Source organism: Sulfitobacter sp. PR48 (assembly GCF_028807335.1).
Taxonomy (GTDB): domain Bacteria; phylum Pseudomonadota; class Alphaproteobacteria; order Rhodobacterales; family Rhodobacteraceae; genus Sulfitobacter.
Window position 1 is genome coordinate 210,946 of record NZ_JARAMM010000004.1, and the last position, 26,370, is coordinate 237,315.

The following is a 26,370-nucleotide window of genomic DNA, read 5'->3' on the forward strand; positions in this document are numbered from 1 at the left end:
GCAAACAAGCCCCACATTTAATGCGGGGCTTGAGATTGTTTCGTTGTTCTATCGAACCACCGGTTAGACGATGTCGTCTGCTCCACCGCCCAGACCACCGAGCAACCCGCCCAGCAGCCCGTCTTCACCGGCTACACCGTCCAGCAGGCCGTCGCCACCGCCGAGCAGGCCACCAACGAGACCCTCATCGCCGAGGACACCATCCAGCAGACCGCCGTCACCGCCGAGCAACCCGCCAACGATGCCTTCGTCACCGAGCACACCGTCCAGCAGGCCGCCACCGAGAAGGCCGCCGTCACCGCCAAGCAAGCCGCCAACGATGCCTTCGTCACCGAGCACACCATCCAGCAGGCCGCCACCGAGAAGGCCGCCATCACTGCCGTCGCCCAGCAGGCCGACACCGGTCAGGTCACCGACCAGCCCGTTCTCCCCGGTCACGTCACCCAGCAGGCCCATGTCACCGACAAGATCGCCGGCCAGACCGTCGGACCCGGTCACATCGTCGAGCAGGCCTTCGTTCCCGGTCACGTCACCGAGCAGACCACCGTCCGCGATCACCGGGTCGAGCAGGCCATCTTCGGCACCAATGCTTGCCAGCAGACCGCCGTCGCCGCCGAGCAGGCCACCAACGATACCCTCGTCGCCGAGCACACCGTCCAGCAGACCGCCGTCGCCACCGAGCAACCCGCCAACGATGCCTTCATCGCCGATCACGCCATCAAGCAGACCGCCGTCACCGCCAAGCAACCCGCCAACGATACCCTCGTCGCCGATCACGCCGTCCAGGAGACCACCGTCGCCGCCGAGCAACCCGCCAACGATACCCTCGTTGCCGAGCACACCGTCCAGCAGACCACCGTCACCGCCGAGCAGACCACCAACAATGCCTTCGTCGCCAATCACGCCGTCCAGCAGGCCACCGTCACCGCCGAGCAGACCACCAACAATGCCTTCGTCGCCAATCACGCCGTCCAGCAGACCACCGTCGCCGCCGAGCAGGCCACCAACGATGCCATCTTCACCGAGCACGCCGTCCAGCAGGCCGCCGGTTCCGCCATCTCCGTCAGTTGTCCCAAGCAACCCGGTTCCAACCAGATCACCGACCAGGCCATCAGCGCCGGTGAGATCCGACAAGGCACCATCGTTGCCTACCAGATCGCCAAGCAAGCCATCGGAACCCGTGACATCCCCAAGGACGCCGTCGTTTCCGGTGACGGCACCAAGCAATCCATCGTTGCCCACAACACCATCCAGCAGGCCGGTCTCGTCGGAGATTGTGCCGTCACCGACGACCGGCTGGCCCAACAGATCGTTGCCGGCGTCACCCAGGACACCGTCGTCGCCGAGCAGATCTCCAAGCAAACCGTCCGAGCCTGTGACAGCCCCGAGAAGCCCGTCATTTCCGGTCAGGCCCCCGAGAAGACCATCGTCTGAGAGAAGCGGATCAAGGAAACCTTGTTCGCTATCTGCATCGGCATCGGCGTCTGCATCCGCATCGGCGTCGGCGTCTGCATCCGCGTCGGCGTCAGCATCCGCATCGGCGTCTGCGTCTGCGTCTGCGTCAGCATCGGCGTCCGCATCCGCGTCAGCATCGGCATCAGCGTCAGCATCCGCATCCGCATCAGCGTCTGCATCGGCGTCTGCGTCAGCATCCGCATCAGCATCCGCATCGGCGTCAGCATCCGCGTCTGCATCCGCATCGGCGTCAGCATCGGCATCCGCATCTGCATCAGCGTCGGCATCCGCATCCGCGTCAGCATCCGCATCGGCGTCAGCATCGGCGTCAGCATCTGCATCAGCGTCGGCATCCGCATCGGCGTCAGCATCGGCATCTGCATCAGCGTCGGCATCCGCATCCGCGTCAGCATCCGCATCGGCGTCAGCATCGGCATCGGCGTCAGCATCTGCATCAGCGTCGGCATCCGCATCTGCGTCGGCATCCGCGTCTCCGTCGTCGCTATCGCCGCCACCGGCAGACATTGCCAGCCCCAGGCCCGCCAAACCTGCCGCGACCAGGCCAGCCTGTTCTTCTTCGCTCAGCCCTTCATCCTGCTTACCTTCGATATCAACATTGGTATCGTCGCCAAGCGTCAGGCTGTGCAGGGACCCGTCCTTTGCAGGCTTGAAGTAATCCTTGATGACAATCGTATCGCCATTTTTCAATTCGACAGTCAGCACATCGCCCTGCCGAGTGTAACGGGCGATGTCCGACTGAAGCGCATCGATTCGAATGTTAATCTCTTGTCCTGCTTGTAAAACAGTGTTGGCCATGGGGCACGTCCTCTCCACACCCCACGCGAGGGTGTCGTAAGTTGCATTCTAAAGAATATAAATCATAACTTAAGTATATATTCAATCGAGAACTCAGGCTCTTGCCGCTCGGATCAGGCTGCATGATTCCCATGGGCACCGATTGGTTCACGTCGCTCGCGTCGTGTTGGCGATCTTTCAATATTTCAAACCGAACTGAACGCGGCGACAGAGCGCAGCCCACCACGTTTCACCCAGCCAAAGCAGTCGGTGGTTTCATTTTATCAATGATTTATGAGAGAATAAGCCATGCGCGGCGGTCCAGGGTGCAGCGCCAGCACTGACGCAATGCATTGCGGTAAAAACGAAAAGAGCAGGGCGGCCCCGACCCGGGTGCCCGAAGCTGACCTGAGGATCCTATGATCCTCTTGCCAGGTCTGACGTCACAGCCGCTCCAGCGGCGGGTCAGTCGAGCAGCGCGCCGGGGTTCATGATGTTGTTGGGGTCGATGGCCTGTTTGATCTGGCGCAACACGGTCATCTTGCTCGCGCTTGCGTGTTTCTTCAGGTCATTTCGTTTCAAACGGCCAATCCCGTGTTCCGCGCTGATTGATCCGCCCAGCGACAGGGTCGCCTCGTTGATTGCCTCGCGCACGCGATTGGCGATCCCGGGATGGGCCTGCAGGAAATCCGACTTGGCCATCCCCTCGGGCGGAAAGACGTTGTGATGAATGTTGCCATCGCCGATGTGGCCATAGCTGTTTGTGCGCAGCCCCTGATGCACAGCGGTGACTGCCGCATGGGTCCGGGACACGAAGGCGTCGATCCGGCCGATCGGCACGGCGGTATCGCTGCTGCAGAAGGCGCCGGTCCTGTGGTTGGCCTCGGGCGTATGCTCGCGCAGTGTCCAGAGCGCGTCGCGCTGCGCCTCGGATTCGGCCATCACCACGTCGATGACAAAACCCTGCTCGATACAATCCGCCAGCGCCGCCTCGGTTTCATCACGCAGGCCCCGGTTGCCCGCGGTGTCGATCAGCAGATACCAATCATGGTCCCCGGCGAAGGGTTTCCTCAATGTCGGGAAATGCCTGCACACAAGGCCCACGCCGAACCCGCTCATCAGTTCCATGCCGTTCATGCGGTTGCCGATGGCCCGGCGCAGGGCGCGCAATGTCCGCAGGGCATCCGCCGGTGAGGTGATGGCGCAAAAGGCGGTCACGGCTTCCGGGTCACGCGGCTTCAGCATCAGGCTGGCGGCGGTGATGATGCCCAGGGTGCCCTCGCTGCCGATCAGCAGGTGCCGCAGGTCATATCCCGTGTTGTTCTTGCGCAGCGGGCTCAGTTCCTCCAGGACTTCGCCGGAAGGCATCACCGCCTCGATCCCCAGGCAGAGATCGCGGGCATTGCCATGGCGCAGCACCTGTATCCCGCCTGCGTTGGTGGCCAGGTTGCCGCCGATGGTGCAGCTGCCCTTTGACGCCATGCTGAGCGGGAACATAAGGTCGTGCCGCGCAGCCTCCGCATGGATGTTCTCCAGCACGCAGCCCGCCTCGGCCACCATCACGAAATCGTCCGGCGAGACACTGCGCACCCGGTTCATCCGCTCCAGCGACAGGATGATGGCATCGTTGCTGTCGAGCGAAAGCTGCCCGGCCACCACGCCCGTGCCGCCGCCATAGGGGATGATCGCGATGCCGTTTGCATTGCACAGCCGGACGATCTGTGACACCTGCGCCGTCGTCTCGGGCAGGACAACAAGGCAGTCCCTGCCGGTGAAGCTGCCGCGCGGGTCTTCGAAGTAACGCGCGGCATCCGCCCCGGACCTGCAGGCGGCATCCCCGACGATGCTCCTGATATCATTCAAAATTCTGTCTTCCGGCGTTTTCAGTGCCACCAACTGCCCGGTACTCCTGTCTTCTGGTTCGTGGTACGGGCTCATTCTGTGGCAAAAGCGATCTTTAGCAAGGCAAGATAATTTGCGATTATCTAAGCCATCTCTTTAGGAAATGCCCGCCCGCCAGCGGCCTCGACCGTCCCGATCAGCTCCTCCAGGAACCGTGCCACCAGACGGTATTTCGAGCAATCGGCGCGGCTCAGGATCCCCAGTGTCCGCGACGGGGCCGTGGGCCCCAGCGCCAGTTTGCGCAGGCTGCCAAAGATCGGGTCCGGCACGCAGAAATCCGGCCCGATGGAGACGCCCAGATCATGCGCCACCATGCTTGCGATGGTATCGAGCGAGCTCATCTCCATCATGTCGCGCACTTTCAGCTTGCGGCGGGCCAGCCAGTCTTCCGCCATGATCCCGATGGCAGAGAGCGCGCTGTGGCGGATGAAGGGTTTGGTTTCAAGGATGCGCACGGGATCGGTTTCCGTCACCTCGACCGAGGTCAAAAGCACCAGTTTCTCGGCCACGAAAGGGGTCCATGTCATCGTTGCGGGGGTGCGGTTCGGTTCACTCACCAGCGCGGCATCGACGGTTCCGTTCTCCACCATCTCCTGCAGGGCAGGGCTTAACCCCGGCACAACCCGGATGCGCAGGTCGGGATATTGCCCGATCAGCCCCTTCATCGCCTTGGGGACAAGCCCGCGCAGCGTGGATGGCACCGCCCCCAGCACCATGTCCCCGATCAGGCGCGGATCACCTGTCAGGTCATCGAGAATCGTCTCATAGGCGGCAACGACCTCCTTGGCCTTGGGTACCATCGCGCGCCCCAGCTGGTTCAGGCGCGGCGACTTCTGCGACCGGTCGAACAGGGCGACGCCAAGGGTCTCTTCCAGCCGCTTCATCTGCTGGCCGACTGCCGCATGGGTGACGCAGACACGGTCCGCCGCCGCGTTGAAACTGCCTTCTTCTGCGACGGCGATCAGGGTTTTGAACAGGACGATGGACACTTGCGCAGCTTTCACGAAACGTTTGAACAGAGGATTTACTAAAGCATTAATTTACAAATGGGAAAAGAATGTTGGTTTGTTAAAGGTTCTCTTATCGCGCAAGATCGGGAAGTATGAACCTATCCAGGGGGAGGCCTGCACTTGAGCATCGACGCAAAGATCGTCGCCGATCTGGTCAAGAATGACGTGAAACTGGTGACGACAGTTCCCTGCAAGCAGCTTGCAGGGGTGATCGCCGAAGTGGACCGGTCCGAAGACATCTATCACATTCCCGCCAACAAGGAAGACGAGGGGATCGGCATCTGCGCCGGTGCCTTCATGGGGGGCAAACGCGCCGCGATCATCATGCAGAACACCGCCCTGGGTGTGACGGTGAACACGCTGGTCACGCTGACCCAGTTCTACCGGATGCCGCTGCCCATGCTGATTTCCTATCGCGGCGAACTGGGGGAGCCGGTGGCCTGCCAGGTCGAAATGGCGGTGCATACCAAGGCGCTGCTCAATCAGCTTCACATCCCGACCTATCATTTCCATCATGAATCCGACGCGGAGGAACTGGACAAGATCTTGCAGTACACCTTCATGTGCAACAAACCGGTCGCGATCCTGACGGATGCCACTTTCTGGAAAGGGTACTGACATGATCCGATCTGACGTCCTGCGCACGCTGGTCCCGGTGATTTCCGACCATTTCGTGGTCTGCAACATCGGCCTGCCCAGCCAGGAACTGCACATGCTGGATGACCAGCCCACGAACTTCTACATGCTGGGCACGATGGGCCTTGCCTCTTCCATCGGGCTGGGCGTGGCGCTGGCCCAGTCGAAAAAGGTGATCTCGATAGACGGTGACGGCTCCGTGCTGACCAACTTCGGGACGCTGCCGACCATCGCCAACAACGTGGCCGACAATTTCATCCTGCTGATCATCGACAATGGCAGCTACGGCTCCACCGGGGATCAGCCGACCTATGCGGGCATGAAAACCTCGCTGGCCAAGGTGGCCGTGGCCTGCGGCTGCGAGAATGTCATCGAATGTCAGGCCGAGGAATGTGCAGATGTCATGAAAGCCGCGCTGGCCAGTGACAGGATGACCATCATCGTGTGCAAATGCGAAAGCGGGAACATCCCCGTATCGGTCATCACGACCGATCCGGTCGTGATCCGCGACCGGTTCATGAACGCGTTGAAGGAGGCCAACGCGTAATCAAGACGGCGCAAACGCCGATAGCAAGCAGCTCTGGGAGGAACACATGCTGAAAAGAACATTTCTGAAGATGGGCGCAGCCCTTGCCGTGACCGCATCGCTGGCAAGTGGTGCCAGCGCGGCCGAACTCAACGGGCCGGTCAATTATATCATCCCATTCGGACCGGGGGGCGAATCCGACATTTCCGCCCGCTTCCAGCAACCCTTCTTCAAGGACAAGTTCGGCCAGGACCTGGTGATCTCCTACCAGCCCGGCGGCGGCGGTGCGGTGGCCTGGGCCACGCTGAACGGGCTGAGCGATGACGGCCAGACGATCATGGGCGTGAACCTGCCCCATATCATCATCAAGCCGGCACAGAAGGATGTCGGCTTCAAGACCGAGGACCTGAAGGTCTTTCACATGTTCCACTTCACGCCGGATGCGATCATCGTGCGCGCCGACAGCCCCTATATGACGCTGGAAGATCTGGTCGAGGATGCCAGGGCGAACCCGGCGCAGGTCACCATCTCCGGCTCGGGCAAGGCCACGGCCAACCACCTTGCACATATCAAGTTCGACAAGATGGCCGATATCCAGACGACCTATGTGCCGTTCAAGGGCACCGGGGCCGCTGTCACAGCACTTCTGGGCAACCAGGTGAAGGCCGAGTGGGGCTATTCCACCGTGGCTGCGACTCAGGGCGAAGAGGTGCGCATGCTGGCCGTCGCGATGGAGGAACGTCACCCGCTGTTCCCCGATGTCCCGACCTTCAAGGAACTGGGCTATGACATGGTGGGCGGCGCCTATCGCGGCATCGCTTTGCCGAAATCGGCCAGCGACGAGGTCACAGGCATGTGGTCCGACATGATCGCCGAGATCAACAATGACCCCGCTTTCCGTCAGCAGATGCTGGATAACGGCTTTGCGATGCTGGATGTGGAGGCCGCTGGCATGGAGGATTTCATGGCCGCGCGCAGCGAGGAATACCTCAATGACGCCCGCGAGGCAGGGTTGATCGAGTAAGCTGATCCGCGCATAGGCCTTATATCATGGAATTCGGTCATTTCCTGTCCGCCCTGACACCGTTCAACCTGGTTCTGGCGTTGTTCGGTGTGGTGGCGGGCACGATTGTCGGCTCGATCCCGGGCCTTACCGCAACCATGGCGCTGGCCGTGCTGGTGCCGATCACCTTCAGCATGGACCCCGCCTCGGCGCTGATCCTGCTGGGCGCGATCTATACCGGGGCGATCTATGGCGGGGCCTATGCGGCGATCCTGCTGAACACGCCCGGCACGCCCTCTGCCATCGCCACCACCTTTGACGGCTATCCGATGGCGAAACGCGGCGACGGTGACCTTGCGGTCGCCCTTGCCTGCTTTGCCTCCGTTGTCGGCGGGCTCGTGGGGGCCTTCGCGCTGCTGCTTCTGGCGCCGCCCCTGTCCAAGGTGGCGCTGGCCTTCGGCCCGATAGAATATTTCTGGCTGTCGATCTTCGGCCTGTCGCTGATTGCCTCGCTCTCTACCGGCAACCTGATGAAGGGGCTGGCGGGGGGCGCTTTCGGCATGCTGCTTTCCACCGTTGGCGTGGCGGAGGTTTCTGCCGATATTCGCCTGACTTTCGGCAGCCAGATGCTGGTCGGCGGCTTTGGCGTGATCGGCGCGCTGATCGGGCTATACTGTATCCCCGTGCTGATCGACCTTGTGGCGACGCCGGACCGGCACCTCAAGGTCGAGGAAGACGTGCGTTCCGTCCGCATCGGAGAGGCGTTCCGCATCGCCGCGCGGTCCAAGTTCAACCTGATCAGATCGTCCGTCATCGGCACCCTGATCGGCATTCTGCCCGGCGCGGGTGGGTCCGTTGCCGGTCTTGTCGCCTATTCCGAGGCCAAGCGCAGCGCCCTGCCCGACCAGAAGTTCGGGCAGGGCGAGCCTGACGGCATCCTTGCCACGGAATCCGCCAACAACGCGACCGTCGGCGGGGGTTTCATCCCGACGCTGGTGCTGGGCATCCCCGGCACACCGCCCGATGCCATCGTGCTGGGCGCGCTGCTGGTGCAGGGCGTGCGCACCGGCCCCACGATGTTCAGCCAGAGCGGCTCCATCGTCTATACCTTCATCTACGGGTTGCTGATTGCCACGGTGCTGATGCTGCCCGCGGGCCTGCTGATCGGGCGCTATGCCTACAAGTCGATCGTGAACATTCCCAAGGCCGTCCTTGTCCCGACGGTGGGTTTCATGACGATCATCGGCACCTTCTCCATCCGCAACAGCGTCACGGATGTGATCCTGATGCTGGGCCTCGGTGTCTTCGGTTGGGTCGTGGGGCGCTTCGGTTTTGCAGCCTCGCCCATCGTGCTGGGCCTGATCCTTGGCCCCATCGCCGAACAGGGCTTTGTGCAGGGCTGGACCATCGGCTCGGCCACCGGCAACCTCTTCGGCATGTTCTTCGGGCGGCCCATCGCGCAGGGGATCATCGCCTTCACGCTGCTCAGCCTGTTCCTGCCGCTCTATACCGCGTGGCGGCAGCGTAAGAAACCACCGGAGCAAAGCTGATGCCGGACCAGCAACGCCAGCCGGAAGGCCATGTGGGATCGCTGGTGATTTCCGCGCTCTTCGTGATCATGGGGATCGTCGCACTTTACGACACCACGGGGTACTACGACCGCGACAGCCAGGTCTTTCCACGCACCGTCGCACTCCTGATGATCCTGACGGCGGGGCTGTCCCTCGTCACCCGCTTCCTGCATCCGCGCGAAAGCGGCGGCTTCGGCACCGGCACCTGGTGGCGGCGGGTTCTGCTGATCCTGGCCATGTTCGCGGCAAGCCTCGCCATCCCGCATATCGGTTTTCTCGCCAGCGGCGCGATTGCCTTTGCCGGCGGGCTCATCGCGGCAATGCATGACCGGTGGACGGTAACGACGGCGGCGCTCTACGCGGGAAGCGGCGCGGCGGTCATGATAGCGTTTTTCGCGCTCTTTCGTTACGTGCTGCACGTTCCGCTGCCCTGAACGCCGACCTTGTGCGCCAGGCGCGCGCCGAAAGATCCGTGGCGGCGGAGCCTTCGAGATGCGTCTCGATCAGGGTCAGCAGCCCGTCGACGGAAGGGTCCGCGCGGTGATGTCGGGATAGGCTTCGGCGCAGACCGGACCGGCTTCGGGCGTCAGCGCATGCGCCTTGCAGGGGTTGAAGGCAATGGTGATCCGGTCGCTGTCCGGTCTGCGGTGATCAATGGGCACGGAGACATTGCCGCAGATCACCATCTGGCCGCTGTCAAACGATTGCTGCGCCTTCATGAGTACAGCGAATGCGCCGGCTGTCGCGCAGAACATGACAAACACACGCGTCAGGCCAAAGCCGCCCGCACCGCCCCGGTAGCGGGGCAGATCGCATTGCGCCCGCTCGAAACCAAAGAAATCAGGCGATGCTGAAACGGTTTGGTCCGCAAGCATGGGCATAGCTTCGGTCCTTTCGCGCACGACAGCCGTGCTGTTCTAGTCTACGGGACCCATGAGAACCCCTCTATCCGATCTGCGCGCGGGTTATCCGCTTTGCGCGACCGTGAGGCGTTCAGCCGCTGACCCCGGCCTCGCGTTTCGAGCGGCCCAGCGTCACCGAAGGCGGCTCGTGATAGGCAGCCCGGTACGCCTGTGCGAAACGGCCAAGGTAGGAAATCCGCAGTCAAGCGCAATCGCCGTGACAGAGCGACCAGCCCCCGCCAGAAGCCGCGCCCGCGCGCGTTCATGCCGCATCGCCGTCAGAATTTCCCAGGGGCGCTGACCCGTCGCAACCCTGAAGGCATCCTGAAGACGCCGGGTCGGGGCACCGACAGCCTCGGCGATACCCGGCACCGTGAGCGGATCTTGCACATGGGCGGACATGTATTCCAACGCACGGGCGATCTTTGCGGGCCCCCTTGACAGAAGGTGCCAATGGCTCGGTCGCGCGGGAACACCTGCGTCCAGCGGGCAGAGGGGGCAAGCGCCAGCGCCATCCCTTCCTGAATGCCCTGCCGCCGGGAAACGCATGTCGCGGAGTGGCGGCAGGTGTTCTGGCCTGACGGGCTAACGTCCATTCACCAGCGCGAAGGCGCTACAGCGTTTCAACCACCCCGCCGTCAACCCTGAGGCTGGCACCGGTGGTGGCCGAGGCCTGCGGGGCACAGGCGTAGACGATCATATGCGCGACCTCTTCCACGCTGGCCGCACGGCGGATGATCGAACCTGGCCGGGCCTCCATCGTGAAATCGGCAGCGACCTCTTCGAGGGTACGGCCCGTTTGCGCCACGCGTTCGGCCAGCATCTCGCGCAGCCCGTCGCTCAGTGTCGGGCCGGGCAGGACCGAATTCACCGTGACGCCAGTTCCGGCAAGGCGCTTGGCCAGCCCGCGCGCCAGTGCCACGTCAGCCGTCTTGCTCACGCCATAGTGGATCATCTCGGCCGGAATGTTGAAGGCGGATTCCGAGCCGAGCATGACGATCCGTCCCCAGCCCTTTGCGACCATGGAAGGGGCCAGGGCACGGCTGAGGCGCATGGCGCTCATCACGTTGACCTGCCAGTGCCGGTCCCATTCCGCGTCTTCGGTTTCGAAAAAGTCACATGGCACAAAGATCCCCGCATTGTTGACGAGGATATCGATGTCTCCGGCGGCTGCCGCCAGTTCGGCACAGCCCTGCGCCGTGCCCAGATCGGCGGCGATGCCACGTGTGCCGAGCGCCGCTGCCAGTTCGGTGACCTCCTCCGGGTTCCGGCCATGCAGGATGACATCGGCCCCGGCCTGTGCCAGCGCCTTTGCCGTGGCTTTCCCGATGCCCTTGGTCGAGCCGGTAACGAGGGCGGTCTTGCCGCCAAGATCAATCTTCATTGGTCCAGTCCTTTCAGAAGTGTCTCTGCCACGGCGTCGGCCATGGCCCGGTTGCCCTCCGCCCCCGGATGCAGGTGATCGCCGCTGTCATGGGCCGGGTTCAGGCGCATGTCGTCATCCCTGTCGGCAAGCAATTGGTCGAAATCCACAAGGCCATCGTGAAAATCGGCACCGCGCAGCCAGTTGTTCAACGCGCGGCGCAGGGCGTCCTTTTCGGGGCTCCAGTAGCGCGTTTCCATCGGTGTGCCCGGCAGCGCGCCGTCAAAGGGCGGGACGGTGCCGAGGATCAGGCGCATGCCCTGCGCCTGGACGCGCGCCGCGACCTGCAGCAGCCCGGCCTGAAGGCGGTCAAGGCGCATCGGCGGCTCTTCGGGCGCGAATGGCGTGCCGGGCCAGGCGATGTCATTGGTGCCGATCAGCAGCACCAGCGTATCGGCCCCGGGCACCGCCAGCGCGTCGCTCTCAAGCCGTGCCAGCACGCTGCGCCCCATGCCATCGCTCAGCAGCCGTGCGCCCGAGATCCCCGCATTGACCACGGCAATCCCTCTGGCCGAAAGGGCGCGGGCGAGGAAATCGGGCCAGCGTGCCATGGCATCCATCGGCGCGCCGTTGCCGTCGGTGATTGAATCCCCCATCGCCACGACCACCTGTCGCGCGGGCCGGTCCGACAGCACCGCGCTCAGGGTCAGCCGCGCCGGGATCTCGCTCAGGACCGCCGGGTCAGGGCGGTCGGCATCGACCAGATAGCTGGTCTCGCGGGCGTCCCAGTGAAAATCCTCGGCCACGGCCCCCGGTCCAAAGGTCAATGTGACGGCGATCCGGGCCCCGGCCTCGGCTGGAAAATGCACCGGGTCCGAGACGAATGTTGCCCCCGGCGCGATGAATGTGCCGGGCCTGCCGCCGAAAAGAACGGGCTGCGGTGCCTCGGCCCTGGCCGCACCTGCGCTCTGCGCCAGGCTCACGGCGTCGATCGGAAGGGGCTGGGTGCCGTGCAGGTTCGACAACACCAGCCGCAGGTGCGCCGCCCCATAGCCAAGCGTCAGCGGCTGGCGGATCGTCGCACCGGCAATGCCGTCCGGCAGGCCGGTCTCAAAGACGGAAGTATCGCGCCAGACCGCTTGCGGGCTGGCCATCCAGGCCGGGGTCCAGCTTTCGGCAAGCGCGGGGGTTGCGAGGCTCATGGTCAGCAGGGTCGCGGTTGCTTGGGAAAAAGTGCGCATGTCAGGTCCTTTCGGGAAGGAAGGCCAGCGCCAGGGCGGCCAGGGGCAACAGGGCCGCGAGGGGCGGCAGGGAGGACAGGACGAAGCCTGTCGTGAGGGCAAGACCGCCAAGCCATGCGCCGATGGCATTGCCGAGGTTGAAGGCGGAAATGTTCAAAGTGGCGCCAAGCGTGTCGGCCCCGGCGGGACTGCGGGCCATCATGTGGTTCTGAAGCGGGGCAAGGGTGGCAAAGGCCAGCATGCCGAGCAGCAGCATCGCCGGGGCCGCAAGGACCGGCAGGGCAAGCGCGACGCGCAGGATGAAAAGCCCCGCGGCAAGCCCCGCCAGCACCACCGGCACCGATGCACCGGGCCAGCGGTCGGCAAGCCGCCCGCCCGCGACATTGCCACCGACAATCCCCAGTCCAAAGAGCAACAGGTAAAGCGCCACATGCCGCTCCGGCACGCCGGCCACCTCGGTCAGCAGCGGGGTGATATAGGTGAAGACCATGAACACCCCGGCATATCCCAGCGCCGTCATCGTCAGCGCCCGCCGCGGTGCGGGCCGCAGGAACAGCGCCAGCTGCCGCAGCTTCAGCGGTGTGCCCGCATCGGTCTGCGGCACGAAGAGGGCGATGGCGGCAAGGGCCACGGCTCCGATCCCCGCAACCGCCCAGAAGGTGGCGCGCCAGCCAAAGATCTGCCCCAGCCAGGTGCCGAAGGGCAGGCCCAGAACGGTGGCCAGGGTCAGCCCGGTGAACACCGTGGCAATCGCCGAGGCCTTGCGATGCGGCGGCACGATGGCCTGTGCCACGACCGATCCGGTGCCGAAAAACGTGCCATGGGCGAAGCCGGTGATCACCCGTGCCGCCAGCGCAAGCCCGAAACCCGGGGCGAGGGCGCAAAGCAGGTTCCCGGCGGTAAAGATCGCCATCACCAGCACCAGAACCGCCCGATGCGGCAGACGGCTGGCGGCAATCGCCAGAACCGGCCCGCCGATGGTCACGCCAAGCGCATAGCCCGTGATCAGCAGCCCGGCCGACGGCAGGCCGACGCCGAGATCGCTCGCCACCTGCGGCAGCAGGCCCATGATGATGAATTCCGTAAGCCCGATCCCGAAGGCCCCGATCCCGAGCGCGATGAGCGGCAGCAGGCGCGCGGGTGTCTCCGCCTGCTCCACCTGTGTTGAAAAGGCCATCTGGCAGTCTCCTTGTGATGAACGTCCTGGCTCAGGGGAAACTGGCAGTGCCTGCCTTGTGAATTAATACGTCAAAGCATAACAATACCTATGCCGTGAATTCACAGGTTGTGCCGATGCGAGATACCAATCGCCTGCAGGAAATGGATGTCTTCCTTGCCGTCGTCGACGAGGGCAGCTTTTCTGCCGCTGCGCTGGCGCGCCGCATGACGCCCTCTGCGGTGTCCAAGATGATGACCCGGCTGGAACAGCGGCTTGGCGTCACATTGATGCGGCGCACCACGCGCAGCATCACCATCACCGACGAGGGGACAGCCTTTGCGCGGTCCGCCCGCGGGATCCTTGCAGCCCTTGATCAGGCCGAGCGCGAGGTCGGCTGCGGCCCGGTCGCGGGCATTGTCCGCATCGCCACCAGTGCCGCCTATGCCAACCACATCCTTGCGCCGATCCTGCCTGCCTTGCTGCGCCAGTATCCGGACCTGGAGATCGAGTTGCTGATCGGGGATGGTCTGATCGACATGGGCGGTCAGCCGGTCGATCTGGGGGTAAGGGCCGGGCCGCTGCCGGATTCGACAATGCGGGCGCAATCCCTTGGCGTCAGCGAGGTGATAACCGTCAGGGCCGCCGGTGGCCCTCACGACCCCATCGGATTTGCCTATGCCCGCCGCGACCCGATCTGGCGCGAGGCGGCATCACGGCTGAGGGCAACCGACGGCAATACCCTGGCGGCGCTGGCGCTGCATGGCAACGGCACGGCCCGCGTGGGCCGGTTCCTTGTCAGGGAAGAACTCGCGACAGGCCGCCTGGAGCTTGTGCCTGACGCACCCGTCGCCCGCGAGGAATTCCATGTCGTCTACCTCGGAAAAGCGGCGGCGCTGCCCGCCCGCGTCTCAACCGTTGTCGCGCATCTGGTCCGCAAAGGTCGGGTTGACAGATAGCCTGCGGGCGCGCTGTCCGGGCATTGCGATCCGGATCGCGCCGCGCAACCCTCAGGACAGCGCAGCGCCATAGCCTGCGCGACGGCCGAAGACAGCGCCTGAGGTCAGGCCCGAACCGCCGGGGTAGCCTGCAAAGAAGACACCGCCCACAAGCTCGCCACAGGCGTAGAGCCCCGCAATCGGCGTTGCGTCTTGGCGCATTACATTGCCGTCTTCGTTCACCTTCAACCCGCCATAGGTAAAGGTGATCCCGCCCGTCACCGGATAGGCGCGAAAGGGCGGGGTGTCGATCTTCTGGGCCCAATGCGATTTGGGCAAGGCGAGGGAAGGGGTGCCCTTGCCGTCAAGCCTGGTCGGATCGAATGGCCGGGTTTCATCGACCGCCGCATTGTAGCTTTGCAGGGTCGCCAGCGCGCCTGCACCGTCGACGCCGGTCATCTGTGCGGCCAGATCCTCCAGCGTATCGGCCTCAACAAAATGCGCGTCGTCGAAGCGGTATTCGGCATAAAGCAGATCGAACACCTTGCTGTCGAACACCTGCCAGGCGAATTGCCCCGGTTGGTCAAGGATCGCGGCACCGTATTGCGCATAGGTATAATTGCGGAAATTCGCGCCTTCGTCGACGAAACGGTTCCCCTCGGCGTTTACCATGACCCCCAGGAAATAGCAGATTTTCCGGTAGTTCTTGCGCTCGCCCGGCGCCAGGTCGAGGTTGCCGAAGTCAGCCATATGCAGGTCCATCGGGGTTGCGTGCCCGCTGCTGTAAAGGCCATAGGCCTCTGCACCCGCCGCCATCGCCAGGGTCAGCCCGTCGCCGGTGTTATGCGGCGTGCCGCGCACCTTGGCCGCTTTCCAGTTCGGCCCCATGTGGCGCACGCGCAGGTCCTCACTGGCCTCGAACCCGCCCGAGGCGAGGATGACGGCATCGGCCCGTATCTCTTCCTCACCGACTTTCACGCCGGTGACACGGTCGCCCTCCCGGAGCAACCCGGTCACGGCACTGTCAAAGCGGACCTTGCCCCCCAGACGGCGCACCGCCGCCAGTTCCATGTCAAACAGGCCAACGCCTTCATTCCGGGCAGCCAGGGTCAGACCGCCCCAGAACACATGCCGCCCGTCCTTTTCAAAGCTCTGGCGGCTGTAGATCGGCTCGAAGGTGACATCATGTGTCGCCAGCCATTTCATCGTCTCGCCCGATGTGGTGACCAGGCTCTGCTGCTCGGCAGAGAGGGGACGGCCATCGTTGAAGCCCAGCAGGTCCTCGCTGAACTTTTCAACCGTGTAGCTGCCGAAATCTGTGACATCCAGACGCGGATCTTCGGGATCGCGCAGAAGCGGCATCAGATCCTCCTTGCCTTGATAGGCAAAGCGCATGGCACCGGCAGTATACTTGGTGTTGCCGCCTGCCAGCGCCTCGTCCGCCTTTTCCAGCAAAAGAACCTGCGCGCCTTTTTCCAGGGCGGCAATGGCGGCGCATAGCGCTGCGTTTCCTGTTCCGACGACGATAACTGATTTCGGCATTGAATCTCACCTCGAATGGCTGCATTGTATCCGAGTGGATACAATATGAGGCAATACCGTGCAGAAAGTTGAAACGCAAGGGCTGTCCCAAGGCGAGGCGGCCTACCAGCAGCTCCACGCCGCGATCCGGTCAGGGACCTATCAACCCGGCGACCGGCTGCGCGAAGTGGAAGTTGCCGAACGTCTGGCATTGTCGCGCACACCCGTGCGGGAAGCGCTGCGCAAGCTGGAGAGTGACGGGATCGTCGAGCACCGTGCACGGATCGGCGCCGTCATCCGCACCCTGACACACCCCGAGATCGTGGAGCTTTACGAGATGCGCGTGGTGCTGGAACGCACGGCGGCAGAGATGGCGGCCAAACACGCCAGCCCGGCAGAGATCGACACGATGGTGGATATGAACGACCGGATATTCGCGGCGCGCGACGATGCGCGCACAGCCTCCGCGATCAATCAGGACTTCCACCGGTGTATCTGCCTTGCGGCGCGAAACCGGTTCCTGCTGGCCTCGGCTCAGGCGCTGAACAACGCCCTGATGCTGCTGGGGCCCACAACGCTGGAAGATGAAGCGCGGATCAAAACGGTCTGCCAGCAGCACGGTGACATCATCGAGGCGATCCGGAGCGGCGATGCGAAGGCCGCCGGGGCAGCCGCCGCACTTCACCTGGAAACCTCGCTGCGCCACAGGCTGAAGGCACAGGGCGCATGATCCGTTTAATCACCGCACTTGGCGTGGCGGCCGGTGGCGTTGCCGCCTTTCACCTTCTGGGCCTGCCCTTGCCCTGGCTGCTGGGGCCGATCCTTGCCTGCCTGATCGCCTCGCTCGCCGGGGTGCCGATGCGCGGCAACAAGTTGCTGGGCGATGGCATGCGCACCATTCTGGGCGTTGCTGTCGGGGCGACCTTCACGGTCTCTTTGCTGGTATCCATGGGGGCGATGTGGCCGACACTGGTGCTGATCCCGGTGATGGTACTTGCCATCGGGGCGGTCGGCGTGCCGTATTTTCAACGGCTTTGGGGATATGATTTTCCAACCAGCTATTACAGCGCCATGCCGGGCGGATTTCAGGACATGGTGCTGTTCGGAGAAGAAGCAGGCGCAGATGTCCGCGCCCTCTCGCTGATCCATGCGACGCGGGTCATGGTCATCGTCGTTGTCCTGCCCTTCCTGCTTCGATGGGCCTGGGATGCAGACCTCAGCAATCCGCCGGGCCAGCCTGCGGCCTCGATCCCCCTGTCGCAGCTGGCCCTGATGGTCTTTTGCGGGTTTGTCGGCTGGCAGGTCGCGAAGCGGGCGGGCATGTTCGGGGCATCTATCCTGGGGCCGCTGATCCTGGCTGCGGGCTGCGCCCTGACGGGCTTGCTGCAGCACCGCCCCCCGGCAGAGGCGGTATGGGCGGCACAGTTCTTCATCGGCATGGGGGTCGGCACCAAATACGGCGGCGTGACCATGTCCGAGATCCGGACGTCTGTCACGGCGGCGCTCGGCTTTTGTGTCGTTCTGATCATTCTGACCATCATCATGGCCGAGACCATCCATCTGCTGGGCCTCGCCCCCGCGATGGAGACCATCCTCGCCTTCGCACCCGGCGGGCAGGCCGAACTGACGGTGCTGGCCCTGATCGTTGGTGCCGATATGGCCTTTGTGGTGGCGCATCATGTGTTACGCATATTTGTTGTCATCATCGGTGCGCCGCTTTTCGCGCGGTTGTTCAAGACCACGGCGACCGACCCATGACCCAAAGGAACCTTCAAAGATGACTTCAACCCTGGACACTCTCGCGCGCGACACCCGTTTGCGGGTCGCGATCAACACAGGCAATCGGGCGCTGGTGCAACAGGACGGAGACGTCCTGAACGGGATCAGCCCGGCATTGGCGCGACGCCTCGCGACAGAGATCGGCGCGCAGATGGTGCCGGTGATCTACGACGGTGCGGGAAAGGTCTTTGACGATGCGGAGCATGACAAATGGGATGTGGGATTTCTTGCCATTGATGAGAAACGGGCCAGAAAGATTGCATTCACCCGGCCCTACAAGGTGATCGAGGCCACCTTTGCGGTGCGCGCCTCCTCGGACCTGACAGAGGTCGGCGCAGTGGACCGGGCAGGGCTGCGCGTGCTGACCTCCACCGGCTCCGCCTATGACATGCATCTGACCAAATCGCTGCAGCATGCCACGCTGGAACGCTCCGGCACCCCGCCCGAAAGCTTTGCCGAATTCCGCGCCGGGCGCTGCGATGCGGTTGCCGGGGTCCGTGAATCGCTGGTGGGCTTTTTCGGCGATGATCCGGCGGTGCGGATCCTGCCGGGCGTGCTGACCTCGGTGCGGCAGGCGATGGTTCTGCCACGCGCGGACCACCCGCTGATCGGCGCGCTGGACGATTTTGTCGCGCGCGCGATTGCCGATGGCTTTGTGGCCGCCGCCAGCTGAACCTGCGGGGTCAGCGCCCGGTCCAGACCGCTTCGTTGATCATGTGGATCGGTGCGCCATTGGCATAGGCGTTGATCTGTTCGAAGATATCCGTGAATTGCAGATCGAACTCGTCCTCGGTGACATAACCGATATGGGGCGTCGCCAGGACGTTGGGATGGGTAAGAAGCGGGTCAGAGACATCCCTCAGCGGTTCGTGATCAAAGACGTCGACCGCCGCGTAAATCCGGCCCCTGGCAATCTCCGCCTCCAGCACACCCTTGCCGACCAGCCCCGAACGCGAGGTATTCACGAAAAGCGCCCTTGGCTGCATCGCGGCCAGATCCGCAGCGGTGATGATCCCGCGTGTCTCCGGTTTCAGGCGGACGTGAACGCTCACGATATCGGAAGAGGCAAAGAAGGCCTCGCGGGAGGGGGCGACAGTCTCTCCGTCCTGTGCGGCCCGCGCACGGCCCGCTTCGGAGGCCCACCATTGCACCTTCATGCCCAGTGCCCTGGCGTAACCCGCAACGGCACCGGCAATCCGGCCATAGCCGTAAAGGCCAAGGGTGCGGCCGCGCAGGGTGCGCCCGACGCCCGACTGCCAGTTTCCGGCCCTGAGCGAGGCCGCCTGCTGCGGGATCTGGCGATAGCTGGCAAGGATCAGCGCCAGCGTGTGTTCCGCCGCCGCATAGGATGGCGTACCGCCGTGCATGTTCGAACAGAGCAGCACGTTGTGCGCGCTGCAGGCCTCCACGTCGATATGCGGATAGACACTGCGCTGCGAAATCAGCCTGAGCTTTGGCAAAAGCGCAAGCAGGTCCGCGCCGATGGGGGTGCGTTCGCGGAACAGCACCAGCGCCTCGGCCTCCTGCACGCGCGCGGCAAGGGCGGCGGGGTCAGGCTGATGATCGGTCCAGACCGTCACGTCATGACCATCCAGCATCGAGAAACACGCCAGCCCGCGCAGCGTATCGAACCAATCGTCGAGGATATGAACCTTCATCGGCTTTCGACACCGGCATTCGGCGTTGGTGATCGCGGTGTAGGCACGAAAACGGCATCATCCAGCGTTTGCAGGGTGCGGCGCACCTTTTCGCGCTCCGCCAGCAGGTGATTGAACTGTGCGTCACACCCGGAAATCGGTGTCGGATAGTTTGCGATCTCAGCGTTCAGGCTTTGGCGCGCCAGGGTCAGCTCCGACCGGGCAATCGCCAGACATTCTTCGTAGTCTTCCATCATTCTCGCCGCCCTCTTTTATTGTATACCATTGTATACCGAAATGCGCCGAGGTCAATGCCCCGTCCAGATCGCGCGGGGAACAAAGACCTCTCCGGCGGCCAGTTTGCGCGCCGTGCGCACCAGCCCGGCTGATTTCAGGTTGAAGCCCTGCGCGGTATTCTCGAAATCCACAACGACATCTATGGTGCCGCTGGCATGCTCAAGCGTGATCGTCGCGGGAGTCTCCTTCGGTATCGCGGCCAGGCCGTCGGCCACCGTGCCGGGCGTCAGCACACATGAGGCGAGGCATTGCGCACCGGTCACCGCCATCGTGGGATGGCATTTCCACGGCATGAAATAGCGCGTCGCAATGGTGCCGCCCTGCGTTGCGGGGGCCAGCAGCCCGAATTTCGGCGTGACGGATCTGGAAACGTCCCCCATCCCCATGCGCTTGCCCGCCTCCAGCCGGATGGCCTCCATCCGGGCGTAGAAACCGGCGTTCTCGTCCAACTCGGCGGCCGTCTCATAGCCGGTCAGGCCAAAGTCTGCGGCCCTGGCGATGACCATCGGCATGGCCACATCCACGCAGGTCACCTCGATCCCGTCTATCGTGTCGATCAGGTTGCCGGTCGGCAGGAATGCCCCCGTGACACCCCCAACGGTATCCATGAATTGCAACGCCACGGGGGCGGATGTTCCCGGCACGCCGTCAATCTGCGCGGCACCGTCATAGCTGACCACCTTGCCGGGCGTCTGCACGATGGCGGCCACCCTTGCCCCGGTGTTGACGGCGCGGATGTTGACGGTTGTCTGGCCCTCCTGCGCCTCGACCAGCCCCATTTCGATGGCGGCAGGGCCGACACCGGACAGGATATTGCCGCAGGTGGGTTTGAAATCGACCAGCCGGTCCTCGACGCTGACCTGCGCGAAAAAGTAGTCAACCTCCGCCCATTCATCATCCGAGCGCGAAAGCATCGCCACCTTCGTTGTCACGGCGGCCCCGCCGCCCACACCGTCGATGTTCAGTGGATGCCCCGAACCCACGATCGCGATCAGCGTTTCGGCCAGGGCTTCAAGATCTTCGGGCAGGTCGGCGCGGTTCATATAGGGCCCGCGCGAGGTGCCGCCCCGCATGAAGACGAAAGGGATTGCGGTCTGCGTCATGTCAGTCTTCTCAGTTAAAGGGCCAGGGGAAGTTGGTGTATTCCTGCAAAAGTCCCGGCGGGAAATCACGGTTCAGCAACCACGCCATGCCGCACATGAAGGCGATCCCGGCGCCCGTGTAGATCACGGCATAAAGCGTACTGACACCCGCGCGGAACCTCATGAAGGCAAACAGGAACAGGCCAAGTGCCAGGATAAAGCCGAACAGCGCGGTCAGCACCAGAAGGCCTGCAAACCACGACAGTGTCGGCCACAGCCCATGGGTCGCACTGGCGTCTTCGCCGTTCAACTCGCGGTCGGCAAAGATCGTGTCGGTCTCGGGCTTCAGCATCATGCGGATGATCAGCGCGGCACAGCCCAGCAGACAGACCCCGGCCACGAACATCGGGAAAGTCCGGTCGCGGCTGTACTCCGGGATCGACGCCGCATCGTAGTAGGCATAGGCGATGTAGCCGGTGATGATCAGCAGGAACACGAAGGGTGCCCGCTTGGACCCGGATTGCACGTCACCCTCGGCCAGGATGTTCTTGGCCTGACGCAGCCCGAGCACGACGGAGATCACCGTGATGATCAAAAGGATGATGACGATGGGCGAGAAGATATATTCGATGCCTTCGCCAAAGCTCTTGCGGAACTGGCTTTGCGCGATCTGCACGGCCTGGTTGGCATAGGTCTCGGCCGGGCGGGCCAGCACGAAACCGATCAGGAAGGCCGGGCGCGACCAGTCAAAGCGGCGCATCATGATGCCAAGGAAACCGATGCCCAGAAGCGCCACCAGGTCCATCAGGTTCTGGCCGGACTGGAAGGCGGCAAAGCTGATGATCATGAACAGGAACGGGGCCAGCAGCGCGAACCGGATCGTCGTCAGCTTGGCAATCCCGCCCGAAGCCGCGATGCAGATGACCGTACCGACCACATTGGCAAGGGCCAGCAGCCAGACGATGGAATAGGTGATATCAAGGTTGTTCTTCAGCATGGCCGGGCCGACCTCGATCTGGCCGGAGCCCAGCAGGGCAATCGCGCCGATGAAGATCGCCATGGACCCGGACCCCGGGATGCCGAACAGCAAGGTCGGGACTAGCCCGCCGCCTTCCTTGGCATTGTTCGAGCTTTCCGGCCCGATCACGCCACGCACTTCGCCCTTGCCGAACTGCGACTTGTCTTTGGTGGTCTGCACCGCATGGCCATAGGCGATCCAGTCAACGACAGACCCGCCAAGGCCGGGGATGACACCCACGATCACGCCGATGATGGAACAGCGGACCGACAGCCAGATGTTGGCCCACCAGTCCCTGACACCCTCCAGCCAGCCGCCGCCAAGCTGCGGTTCGCGTGCAATGGCGCGGTCCTGCCGGAGAAGCGAGATGATCTCGGGAATGGCAAAGATGCCAAGGCCGACGATGACCAGTTTCAGCCCGTCCGCCAGATAGGGGAAATCATAGGACGACATGCGCAGATCGCCCGAAGAGGCACCCTCGCCAATGGTGCCGATCAGCATGCCCAGACCGGCGGCGACGATGCCCTTGATGGCGACGCGCCCTGCAAGAATGCCGACCATTGACAGGCCGAAGATGGTGATCATCAGCAATTCAGGCGTGCGGAACTCCAGCACGATGGGCCGGGCGATCAGGATGAAGATCGTCAGGAAGCTCGCGCCGACCAGACCGCCGAACAGCGATGAGGCAAAGGCGGCGGACAGCGCGCGCGCGGCCTGTCCCTTCTTGGCCATGGGAAAGCCGTCCAGCACCGTTGCCTGGCTGGCAGACGATCCCGGAATGCCCATCAGAACAGAGGCGAAAGTATCCGATGTCGGCACCACGGCCACCATCCCCACCATGAGCGCAAGCCCCAGAATCGGGTCCATCCCGAACATGAACGGCAAGAGCAGCGACAGCCCCGCGATGCCGCCCAGACCGGGAAACACCCCGATGCAAAGGCCCATCAGAACACCAAGTGTGAGGTAACCCAGTACGACGGGCTGCAAGATCAGCCCCCACGCACTGCCCAGCGCCGGCAGCGCCTCCATGATGACTTCCATGACAAATCCTCCCGATCCGCTTGGTCAAACGCCCCGCCTGTCGGCGGGGCGCTCGCAAAGCGGGTCTCAGTTCAGCGACACGCCGTATTTTTCCTGCAGCCAGTTCTGGATGAAGGCCTTGGCCTCGGGTGTGACCTTGGTGGCGCTGGCAAGCGCCTTTTGCGCAGGCACGCCGGTCATCTGGGGGTATTTGCCCAGACGCTTTTCCGAAATCGCGGCGAAATCGGGACGCGCCTTGATGGCCTCGAAGGCGGCTGTATAGGTCGCAATCGCCGCTTCGGAGGCGCCATTGGGCAGGAAGACCATCTTCTGCGCCGGGAAACCGGCGATGAAGAACGCTTTCCAGGCATCCCAGCTCTCGCCGGAGGTTTCGCAGCCCTCGGTGGCTTCGCAGACTTCCTTGAAGGTCGGGATGTCGGGGAAGGTCGGATCGCGCACGATGTTGCCATCGTCATCCAGCGCGCCCCAGGTCATCATCGGCACGGCTGTGCCCGCCTCGACCAGCGGCGTCACGCCCGACAGGTAGGAGGAGGATGTCTGATAGTCGATGTTGGCTTCGCCCCGTTCAAACATCAGGCGGCCATCACCACGGCCCTTGATGCCCATGACGCTTTCGACATTCAGGCCCAGCATTTCCCAGGCCAGTGTCGGCACGAGGTCAAGGCGCGTGGCACCCTGGTTGCCATAGATGAAATCGACTTCCTTGAGGGCGCTGGCGTCCATGCCGTCCATCTTCGCCGCCAGGTCGGGCGGCAGATAAGCGACACCGCCGGTCCCCGAGGCCAGGACAACGTTCCAGTCGGCATAGTCGAACTTGACGCGCGGATCACCCAGCAGGAACGGGAATTGTGTGGAGCCGCTGGAGCCGAAGATGGTGGTGCCGTCCTCAAAGGTCTGCGACTGGAAATAATTCGCACCCTTGGTCGAACCGGCACCCGGCATGAACTTCACGACCACCGTGGGCTGACCCGGCAGCGCCTCGGACAGAAGCGGGGCATAGAAGTTGGCCCATTTGGCCGAGCCGCCGGTTTCCGAGAACGGGATGATCCATTCGACGGTCTTGCCCGCCATATCCATGGTTTGGCCTTCGGCATGTGCCTTGACCGAGAATGTTGCAGCGGCAGCGGCGACGAGACCAACGGCCACGCGACGCGTGGTTTTGAAAGTGGACATATCTTCCTCCCTTGAATGTAGTCCCTGGTATTGGAGGGACCAAATTAGAATCACGAGGGGGTGTCCGCCCCCTGTTGATCTACGCTGAGTGAACTGCGAACCTTTCATGAAACTTGCATGCGGGAAAATAAGTGCCGTGCGGATTACGCTGATCGAGGACAATGGAAGCCTGGCCAAGGGCATCGGATACCGTCTGCAAGACGCAGGCCATGCCGTGGATCATCTGGCCGATGGCGCCGAAGCGGAAACCTACCTGCAGGCCGACGGGGCCGATCTGGTCATCCTCGACATCAACCTGCCGGGGGTGGACGGGCTGACGCTGCTGCGCCAGATGCGCCAGCGGGGCGATACCCGGCCGGTGATCCTGCTGACCGCAAGGGCAGAGACCGAGGACCGCGTGCTCGGGCTTGATGCCGGTGCCGATGATTATCTGATCAAACCCTTCGACATGGCGGAACTGGAAGCCCGCGTGCGCGCCCTGCTGCGCAGGCGCGCCATTCCCCAGCAACAGCGCGAGGCCGTGGGCGCCCTGCAATATGATGTCGCCGGTCGGCAGTTGTTCGACGGTGAAACCGAGATCGACCTGCCACGCCGTGAGATGTCCATGTTCGAATGCCTCTATGCCGCCAATGGCAGGCTGGTGACCAAAAGCACCCTGCTGGACCATGCCTATGGTGTCGGCACCGATGTGGCCGATACGGTGGTCGAGGTCTATGTCTCGCGCCTGCGCCGCAGGCTCAGCCCCCATGGCATCCAGATCAAGACCCAGCGCGGTCTGGGCTATCAACTCCTGACCGGGCAGGCGGAATGAGGCCGCATTCGCTCCGCTCCCGGCTGATCCTGATCATCCTGACCCCTTTGCTGCTGATCGCCCTGATCACCGGGATCTGGCAATACAGGACAACGACACTCAGGGCCGAAGGCATCTTTGACCGGGGTCTTCTCTCTGCGGCCCTCGCAATTTCGCGCGATATCGCGGTTTCGGATGGCGACGCGCTGAGCCCGCCGACCCGCGCCATCCTCAGCGATACCTCGGGGGGCGAGATTTTCTACCACGTCTATGCGCCCGACGGCGTCTTTGTCACCGGCTACGCAACCCCGCCGGTGCAACCCCCGTCGGCCCCCCAGAATCGGGCCGAACCCTATTATTACGACGCCCGCTACCGGGGCGAGGAGGTGCGGGTCCTGCGGTTTCAGGATGGCACGACGATCAGCGGTGTCAGCGGGGTTTTCAACATCACGGTCTGGCAGAATGCCGATGTGCGCAACAACTTCGTGCATGAAGTCGTGACGCGATCATTCGCTGTCATCGGCCTGCTCGTGGCCTCGGTGGCCCTTGTCGTCTGGTTCGGCGTCGCCCTTGGCCTGCGCCCGCTGCTGGATCTGGAAATGGCCATTGCCCGCAGGACCCCCACCGACCTGGAGCCGATCCGCCGTCCGGTGCCGATAGAGGCCCGCAAACTTGTCGAAACGCTGAACACCCTGCTGGACCGCGTCTCTCGCCGGATCAGCTCGAAGGATGAATTCATCTCCAACGCCGCCCATCAGTTGCGAAACCCTGTCGCCGGTGTGCTCGCCCTGGCCGAGGCGGTGCAGAACGCCCCGAGCCGCGAATCCGCCATCGCGCGCAGCGCCGAACTGGTCGATGCCGCCCGTGAGGCGAGCAGCCTGACAAACCAGCTTTTATCCTTTGAGCGGGCGAGCGGCACAGATGTTGACCGCTCCGGCACCCGGATCGACCTGCGCGACCTGCTGAGCCAGATCACCGAGCGCTTCAAGGCCCAGATCGCGCCGAGGCAAGTGGAACTGACCCTCGCGCTTCCCGACAGGGCGGTCGTGATTAAGGGCGACGAATTCATGCTGCAGGAGGCCTTTTTGAACCTGTTGATGAATGCCGTGGTGCATGGCGGCCCCGGCATGTCAGCCATCGCGGTCAACCTGGCCAGAGAGGGCGAGATGGCCGTGATCGAGGTGAAGGACAACGGCGTCGGCATCCCGCGCGAAAAATTCGTCGAAGCGGTCAGCCGTTTCGGTCAGGCCAATGGCGGCCCGGGCAGCGGGCTGGGCCTGCCCATCGCGGCGCGGGTGATGGAAAACCACGGCGGGTCGCTCAGGCTGCTCGACATATCGGAGGGGACGGCTGTGCTGCTCGCGCTTCCTTTGGACGAAGGGGACCTGCCGCACGACAGCCGCCGCAGAAGCGACTGACGATACAGCGTCCCGCCTTTAACCTGATACTCGCCGTATCGCCGATGTCCCGAGAGCGCGAAGCGCGGCAGGGTATTGGCGCTTCATGTTCAAGGCCGCGCGCTTTACCCGGTTGC

Annotated in this window: 25 protein-coding genes and 1 pseudogene; 11 read left to right on the plus strand and 15 right to left on the minus strand. The window is 63.5% G+C overall.

Annotated features, from left to right (window positions below; genetic code table 11):
• Nucleotides 1–63: 63 nt before the first annotated feature.
• From PVW51_RS07360 to PVW51_RS07375, 4 genes and pseudogenes are all read right to left on the minus strand, one after another.
• A complete protein-coding gene (locus PVW51_RS07360) occupies nucleotides 64–1,305 on the minus strand; it encodes a hypothetical protein (RefSeq protein ID WP_274574309.1) in 1,242 nt (413 codons plus the stop codon).
• 816 nt (nucleotides 1,306–2,121) lie between these two features.
• Nucleotides 2,122–2,271: pseudogene (locus PVW51_RS24290) on the minus strand (BapA prefix-like domain-containing protein); the annotation flags it as partial.
• 444 nt (nucleotides 2,272–2,715) lie between these two features.
• Nucleotides 2,716–4,113 carry an FAD-binding oxidoreductase gene (locus tag PVW51_RS07370; protein WP_274574311.1) on the minus strand — a complete coding sequence of 466 codons (1,398 nt, stop codon included), beginning with the start codon at nucleotides 4,111–4,113 and terminating at the stop codon, nucleotides 2,716–2,718.
• A 122-nt stretch (nucleotides 4,114–4,235) separates the two neighbouring features.
• Nucleotides 4,236–5,141, minus strand: a complete 906-nt coding sequence (locus tag PVW51_RS07375) for a LysR family transcriptional regulator (protein ID WP_269362414.1) — start codon at nucleotides 5,139–5,141, stop codon at nucleotides 4,236–4,238.
• A gap of 141 nt (nucleotides 5,142–5,282) precedes the next feature.
• Between PVW51_RS07375 and comD the strand changes: the two genes are divergently transcribed.
• The 5 genes from comD to PVW51_RS07400 are packed head-to-tail and all read left to right on the plus strand — an operon-like array spanning nucleotide 5,283 to nucleotide 9,332.
• On the plus strand, nucleotides 5,283–5,780 hold the full coding sequence (comD, locus tag PVW51_RS07380) for a sulfopyruvate decarboxylase subunit alpha (RefSeq protein WP_114274869.1): 498 nt from the start codon (nucleotides 5,283–5,285) through the stop codon (nucleotides 5,778–5,780).
• A gap of 1 nt (nucleotide 5,781) precedes the next feature.
• Nucleotides 5,782–6,345, plus strand: a complete 564-nt coding sequence (gene comE / locus PVW51_RS07385; RefSeq protein ID WP_274574312.1) for a sulfopyruvate decarboxylase subunit beta — start codon at nucleotides 5,782–5,784, stop codon at nucleotides 6,343–6,345.
• 46 nt (nucleotides 6,346–6,391) lie between these two features.
• Nucleotides 6,392–7,348: a tripartite tricarboxylate transporter substrate binding protein gene (locus PVW51_RS07390; RefSeq protein WP_269362411.1), complete on the plus strand. Its 957-nt coding sequence runs from the start codon at nucleotides 6,392–6,394 to the stop codon at nucleotides 7,346–7,348.
• A gap of 26 nt (nucleotides 7,349–7,374) precedes the next feature.
• Complete coding sequence (locus PVW51_RS07395) at nucleotides 7,375–8,877, plus strand: tripartite tricarboxylate transporter permease (RefSeq protein WP_274574314.1); 1,503 nt, start codon at nucleotides 7,375–7,377, stop codon at nucleotides 8,875–8,877.
• Nucleotides 8,877–9,332 (plus strand): tripartite tricarboxylate transporter TctB family protein, encoded by a 456-nt coding sequence (locus PVW51_RS07400; RefSeq protein WP_269362409.1) that lies wholly within the window; start codon nucleotides 8,877–8,879, stop codon nucleotides 9,330–9,332. Before PVW51_RS07395 ends, PVW51_RS07400 begins: the two co-directional genes overlap by 1 nt.
• Before the next feature lie 75 nt (nucleotides 9,333–9,407).
• Here the strand turns inward: PVW51_RS07400 and PVW51_RS07405 are convergent, their stop codons facing one another.
• The 5 genes from PVW51_RS07405 to PVW51_RS07425 form a co-directional block, all read right to left on the minus strand.
• Nucleotides 9,408–9,779, minus strand: coding sequence for a hypothetical protein (locus tag PVW51_RS07405; protein WP_274574315.1), 372 nt, complete (start codon nucleotides 9,777–9,779; stop codon nucleotides 9,408–9,410).
• A gap of 153 nt (nucleotides 9,780–9,932) precedes the next feature.
• Nucleotides 9,933–10,349: an AraC family transcriptional regulator gene (locus PVW51_RS24270; RefSeq protein ID WP_338019749.1), complete on the minus strand. Its 417-nt coding sequence runs from the start codon at nucleotides 10,347–10,349 to the stop codon at nucleotides 9,933–9,935.
• A 64-nt stretch (nucleotides 10,350–10,413) separates the two neighbouring features.
• Nucleotides 10,414–11,184 (minus strand): SDR family NAD(P)-dependent oxidoreductase, encoded by a 771-nt coding sequence (locus PVW51_RS07415; protein ID WP_274574316.1) that lies wholly within the window; start codon nucleotides 11,182–11,184, stop codon nucleotides 10,414–10,416.
• Nucleotides 11,181–12,404 (minus strand): SGNH/GDSL hydrolase family protein, encoded by a 1,224-nt coding sequence (locus PVW51_RS07420; RefSeq protein WP_274574317.1) that lies wholly within the window; start codon nucleotides 12,402–12,404, stop codon nucleotides 11,181–11,183. The genes PVW51_RS07415 and PVW51_RS07420 overlap by 4 nt, the downstream gene beginning before the upstream one ends.
• 1 nt (nucleotide 12,405) lies before the next feature.
• Nucleotides 12,406–13,581 carry an MFS transporter gene (locus PVW51_RS07425; protein ID WP_274574318.1) on the minus strand — a complete coding sequence of 392 codons (1,176 nt, stop codon included), beginning with the start codon at nucleotides 13,579–13,581 and terminating at the stop codon, nucleotides 12,406–12,408.
• Between the two features lie 116 nt (nucleotides 13,582–13,697).
• Here PVW51_RS07425 and PVW51_RS07430 point away from each other — a divergent pair, with 116 nt between their 5' ends.
• Complete coding sequence (locus PVW51_RS07430) at nucleotides 13,698–14,519, plus strand: LysR family transcriptional regulator (protein WP_274574319.1); 822 nt, start codon at nucleotides 13,698–13,700, stop codon at nucleotides 14,517–14,519.
• A 51-nt stretch (nucleotides 14,520–14,570) separates the two neighbouring features.
• On the opposite strand, the gene tcuA is transcribed toward PVW51_RS07430, so the two are convergent.
• Nucleotides 14,571–16,040 (minus strand): FAD-dependent tricarballylate dehydrogenase TcuA, encoded by a 1,470-nt coding sequence (gene tcuA / locus PVW51_RS07435; protein WP_274574320.1) that lies wholly within the window; start codon nucleotides 16,038–16,040, stop codon nucleotides 14,571–14,573.
• A 58-nt stretch (nucleotides 16,041–16,098) separates the two neighbouring features.
• Here tcuA and PVW51_RS07440 point away from each other — a divergent pair, with 58 nt between their 5' ends.
• From PVW51_RS07440 to PVW51_RS07450, 3 genes are read left to right on the plus strand one after another with little or no spacing between them, the layout of a single operon-like run.
• Nucleotides 16,099–16,749 carry a GntR family transcriptional regulator gene (locus PVW51_RS07440; RefSeq protein ID WP_274574322.1) on the plus strand — a complete coding sequence of 217 codons (651 nt, stop codon included), beginning with the start codon at nucleotides 16,099–16,101 and terminating at the stop codon, nucleotides 16,747–16,749.
• The gene (locus PVW51_RS07445; RefSeq protein ID WP_274574323.1) at nucleotides 16,746–17,777 is read left to right on the plus strand and encodes an AbrB family transcriptional regulator; all 1,032 of its coding nucleotides are present in this window, start codon (nucleotides 16,746–16,748) and stop codon (nucleotides 17,775–17,777) included. Before PVW51_RS07440 ends, PVW51_RS07445 begins: the two co-directional genes overlap by 4 nt.
• Before the next feature lie 19 nt (nucleotides 17,778–17,796).
• Nucleotides 17,797–18,471, plus strand: coding sequence for a transporter substrate-binding domain-containing protein (locus PVW51_RS07450; protein ID WP_274574324.1), 675 nt, complete (start codon nucleotides 17,797–17,799; stop codon nucleotides 18,469–18,471).
• A gap of 10 nt (nucleotides 18,472–18,481) precedes the next feature.
• Here PVW51_RS07450 and PVW51_RS07455 read toward each other — a convergent pair whose 3' ends face one another.
• The 5 genes from PVW51_RS07455 to PVW51_RS07475 all read right to left on the minus strand — a co-directional run bounded on the left by PVW51_RS07455 (nucleotide 18,482) and on the right by PVW51_RS07475 (nucleotide 24,046).
• Entirely contained in the window at nucleotides 18,482–19,456 is a 975-nt protein-coding gene (locus PVW51_RS07455) for a D-2-hydroxyacid dehydrogenase family protein (protein ID WP_274574326.1), read from the minus strand.
• Nucleotides 19,453–19,692 carry a hypothetical protein gene (locus tag PVW51_RS07460; RefSeq protein WP_274574328.1) on the minus strand — a complete coding sequence of 80 codons (240 nt, stop codon included), beginning with the start codon at nucleotides 19,690–19,692 and terminating at the stop codon, nucleotides 19,453–19,455. Before PVW51_RS07460 ends, PVW51_RS07455 begins: the two co-directional genes overlap by 4 nt.
• A 51-nt stretch (nucleotides 19,693–19,743) precedes the next feature.
• Nucleotides 19,744–20,835: a 4-oxalomesaconate tautomerase gene (locus PVW51_RS07465; protein WP_274574329.1), complete on the minus strand. Its 1,092-nt coding sequence runs from the start codon at nucleotides 20,833–20,835 to the stop codon at nucleotides 19,744–19,746.
• A gap of 10 nt (nucleotides 20,836–20,845) precedes the next feature.
• Nucleotides 20,846–22,873, minus strand: coding sequence for a tripartite tricarboxylate transporter permease (locus tag PVW51_RS07470; RefSeq protein ID WP_274574330.1), 2,028 nt, complete (start codon nucleotides 22,871–22,873; stop codon nucleotides 20,846–20,848).
• Nucleotides 22,874–22,939: 66 nt separating this feature from the next.
• Nucleotides 22,940–24,046 (minus strand): tricarboxylate transporter, encoded by a 1,107-nt coding sequence (locus PVW51_RS07475; RefSeq protein WP_274574331.1) that lies wholly within the window; start codon nucleotides 24,044–24,046, stop codon nucleotides 22,940–22,942.
• 136 nt (nucleotides 24,047–24,182) lie between these two features.
• On the opposite strand from PVW51_RS07475, the gene PVW51_RS07480 reads away from it, so the two are divergent.
• Nucleotides 24,183–24,857 carry a response regulator transcription factor gene (locus tag PVW51_RS07480; RefSeq protein ID WP_274574332.1) on the plus strand — a complete coding sequence of 225 codons (675 nt, stop codon included), beginning with the start codon at nucleotides 24,183–24,185 and terminating at the stop codon, nucleotides 24,855–24,857.
• Nucleotides 24,854–26,254: a sensor histidine kinase gene (locus PVW51_RS07485; protein ID WP_274574333.1), complete on the plus strand. Its 1,401-nt coding sequence runs from the start codon at nucleotides 24,854–24,856 to the stop codon at nucleotides 26,252–26,254. Before PVW51_RS07480 ends, PVW51_RS07485 begins: the two co-directional genes overlap by 4 nt.
• The last annotated feature ends 116 nt before the right edge of the window (nucleotides 26,255–26,370 follow it).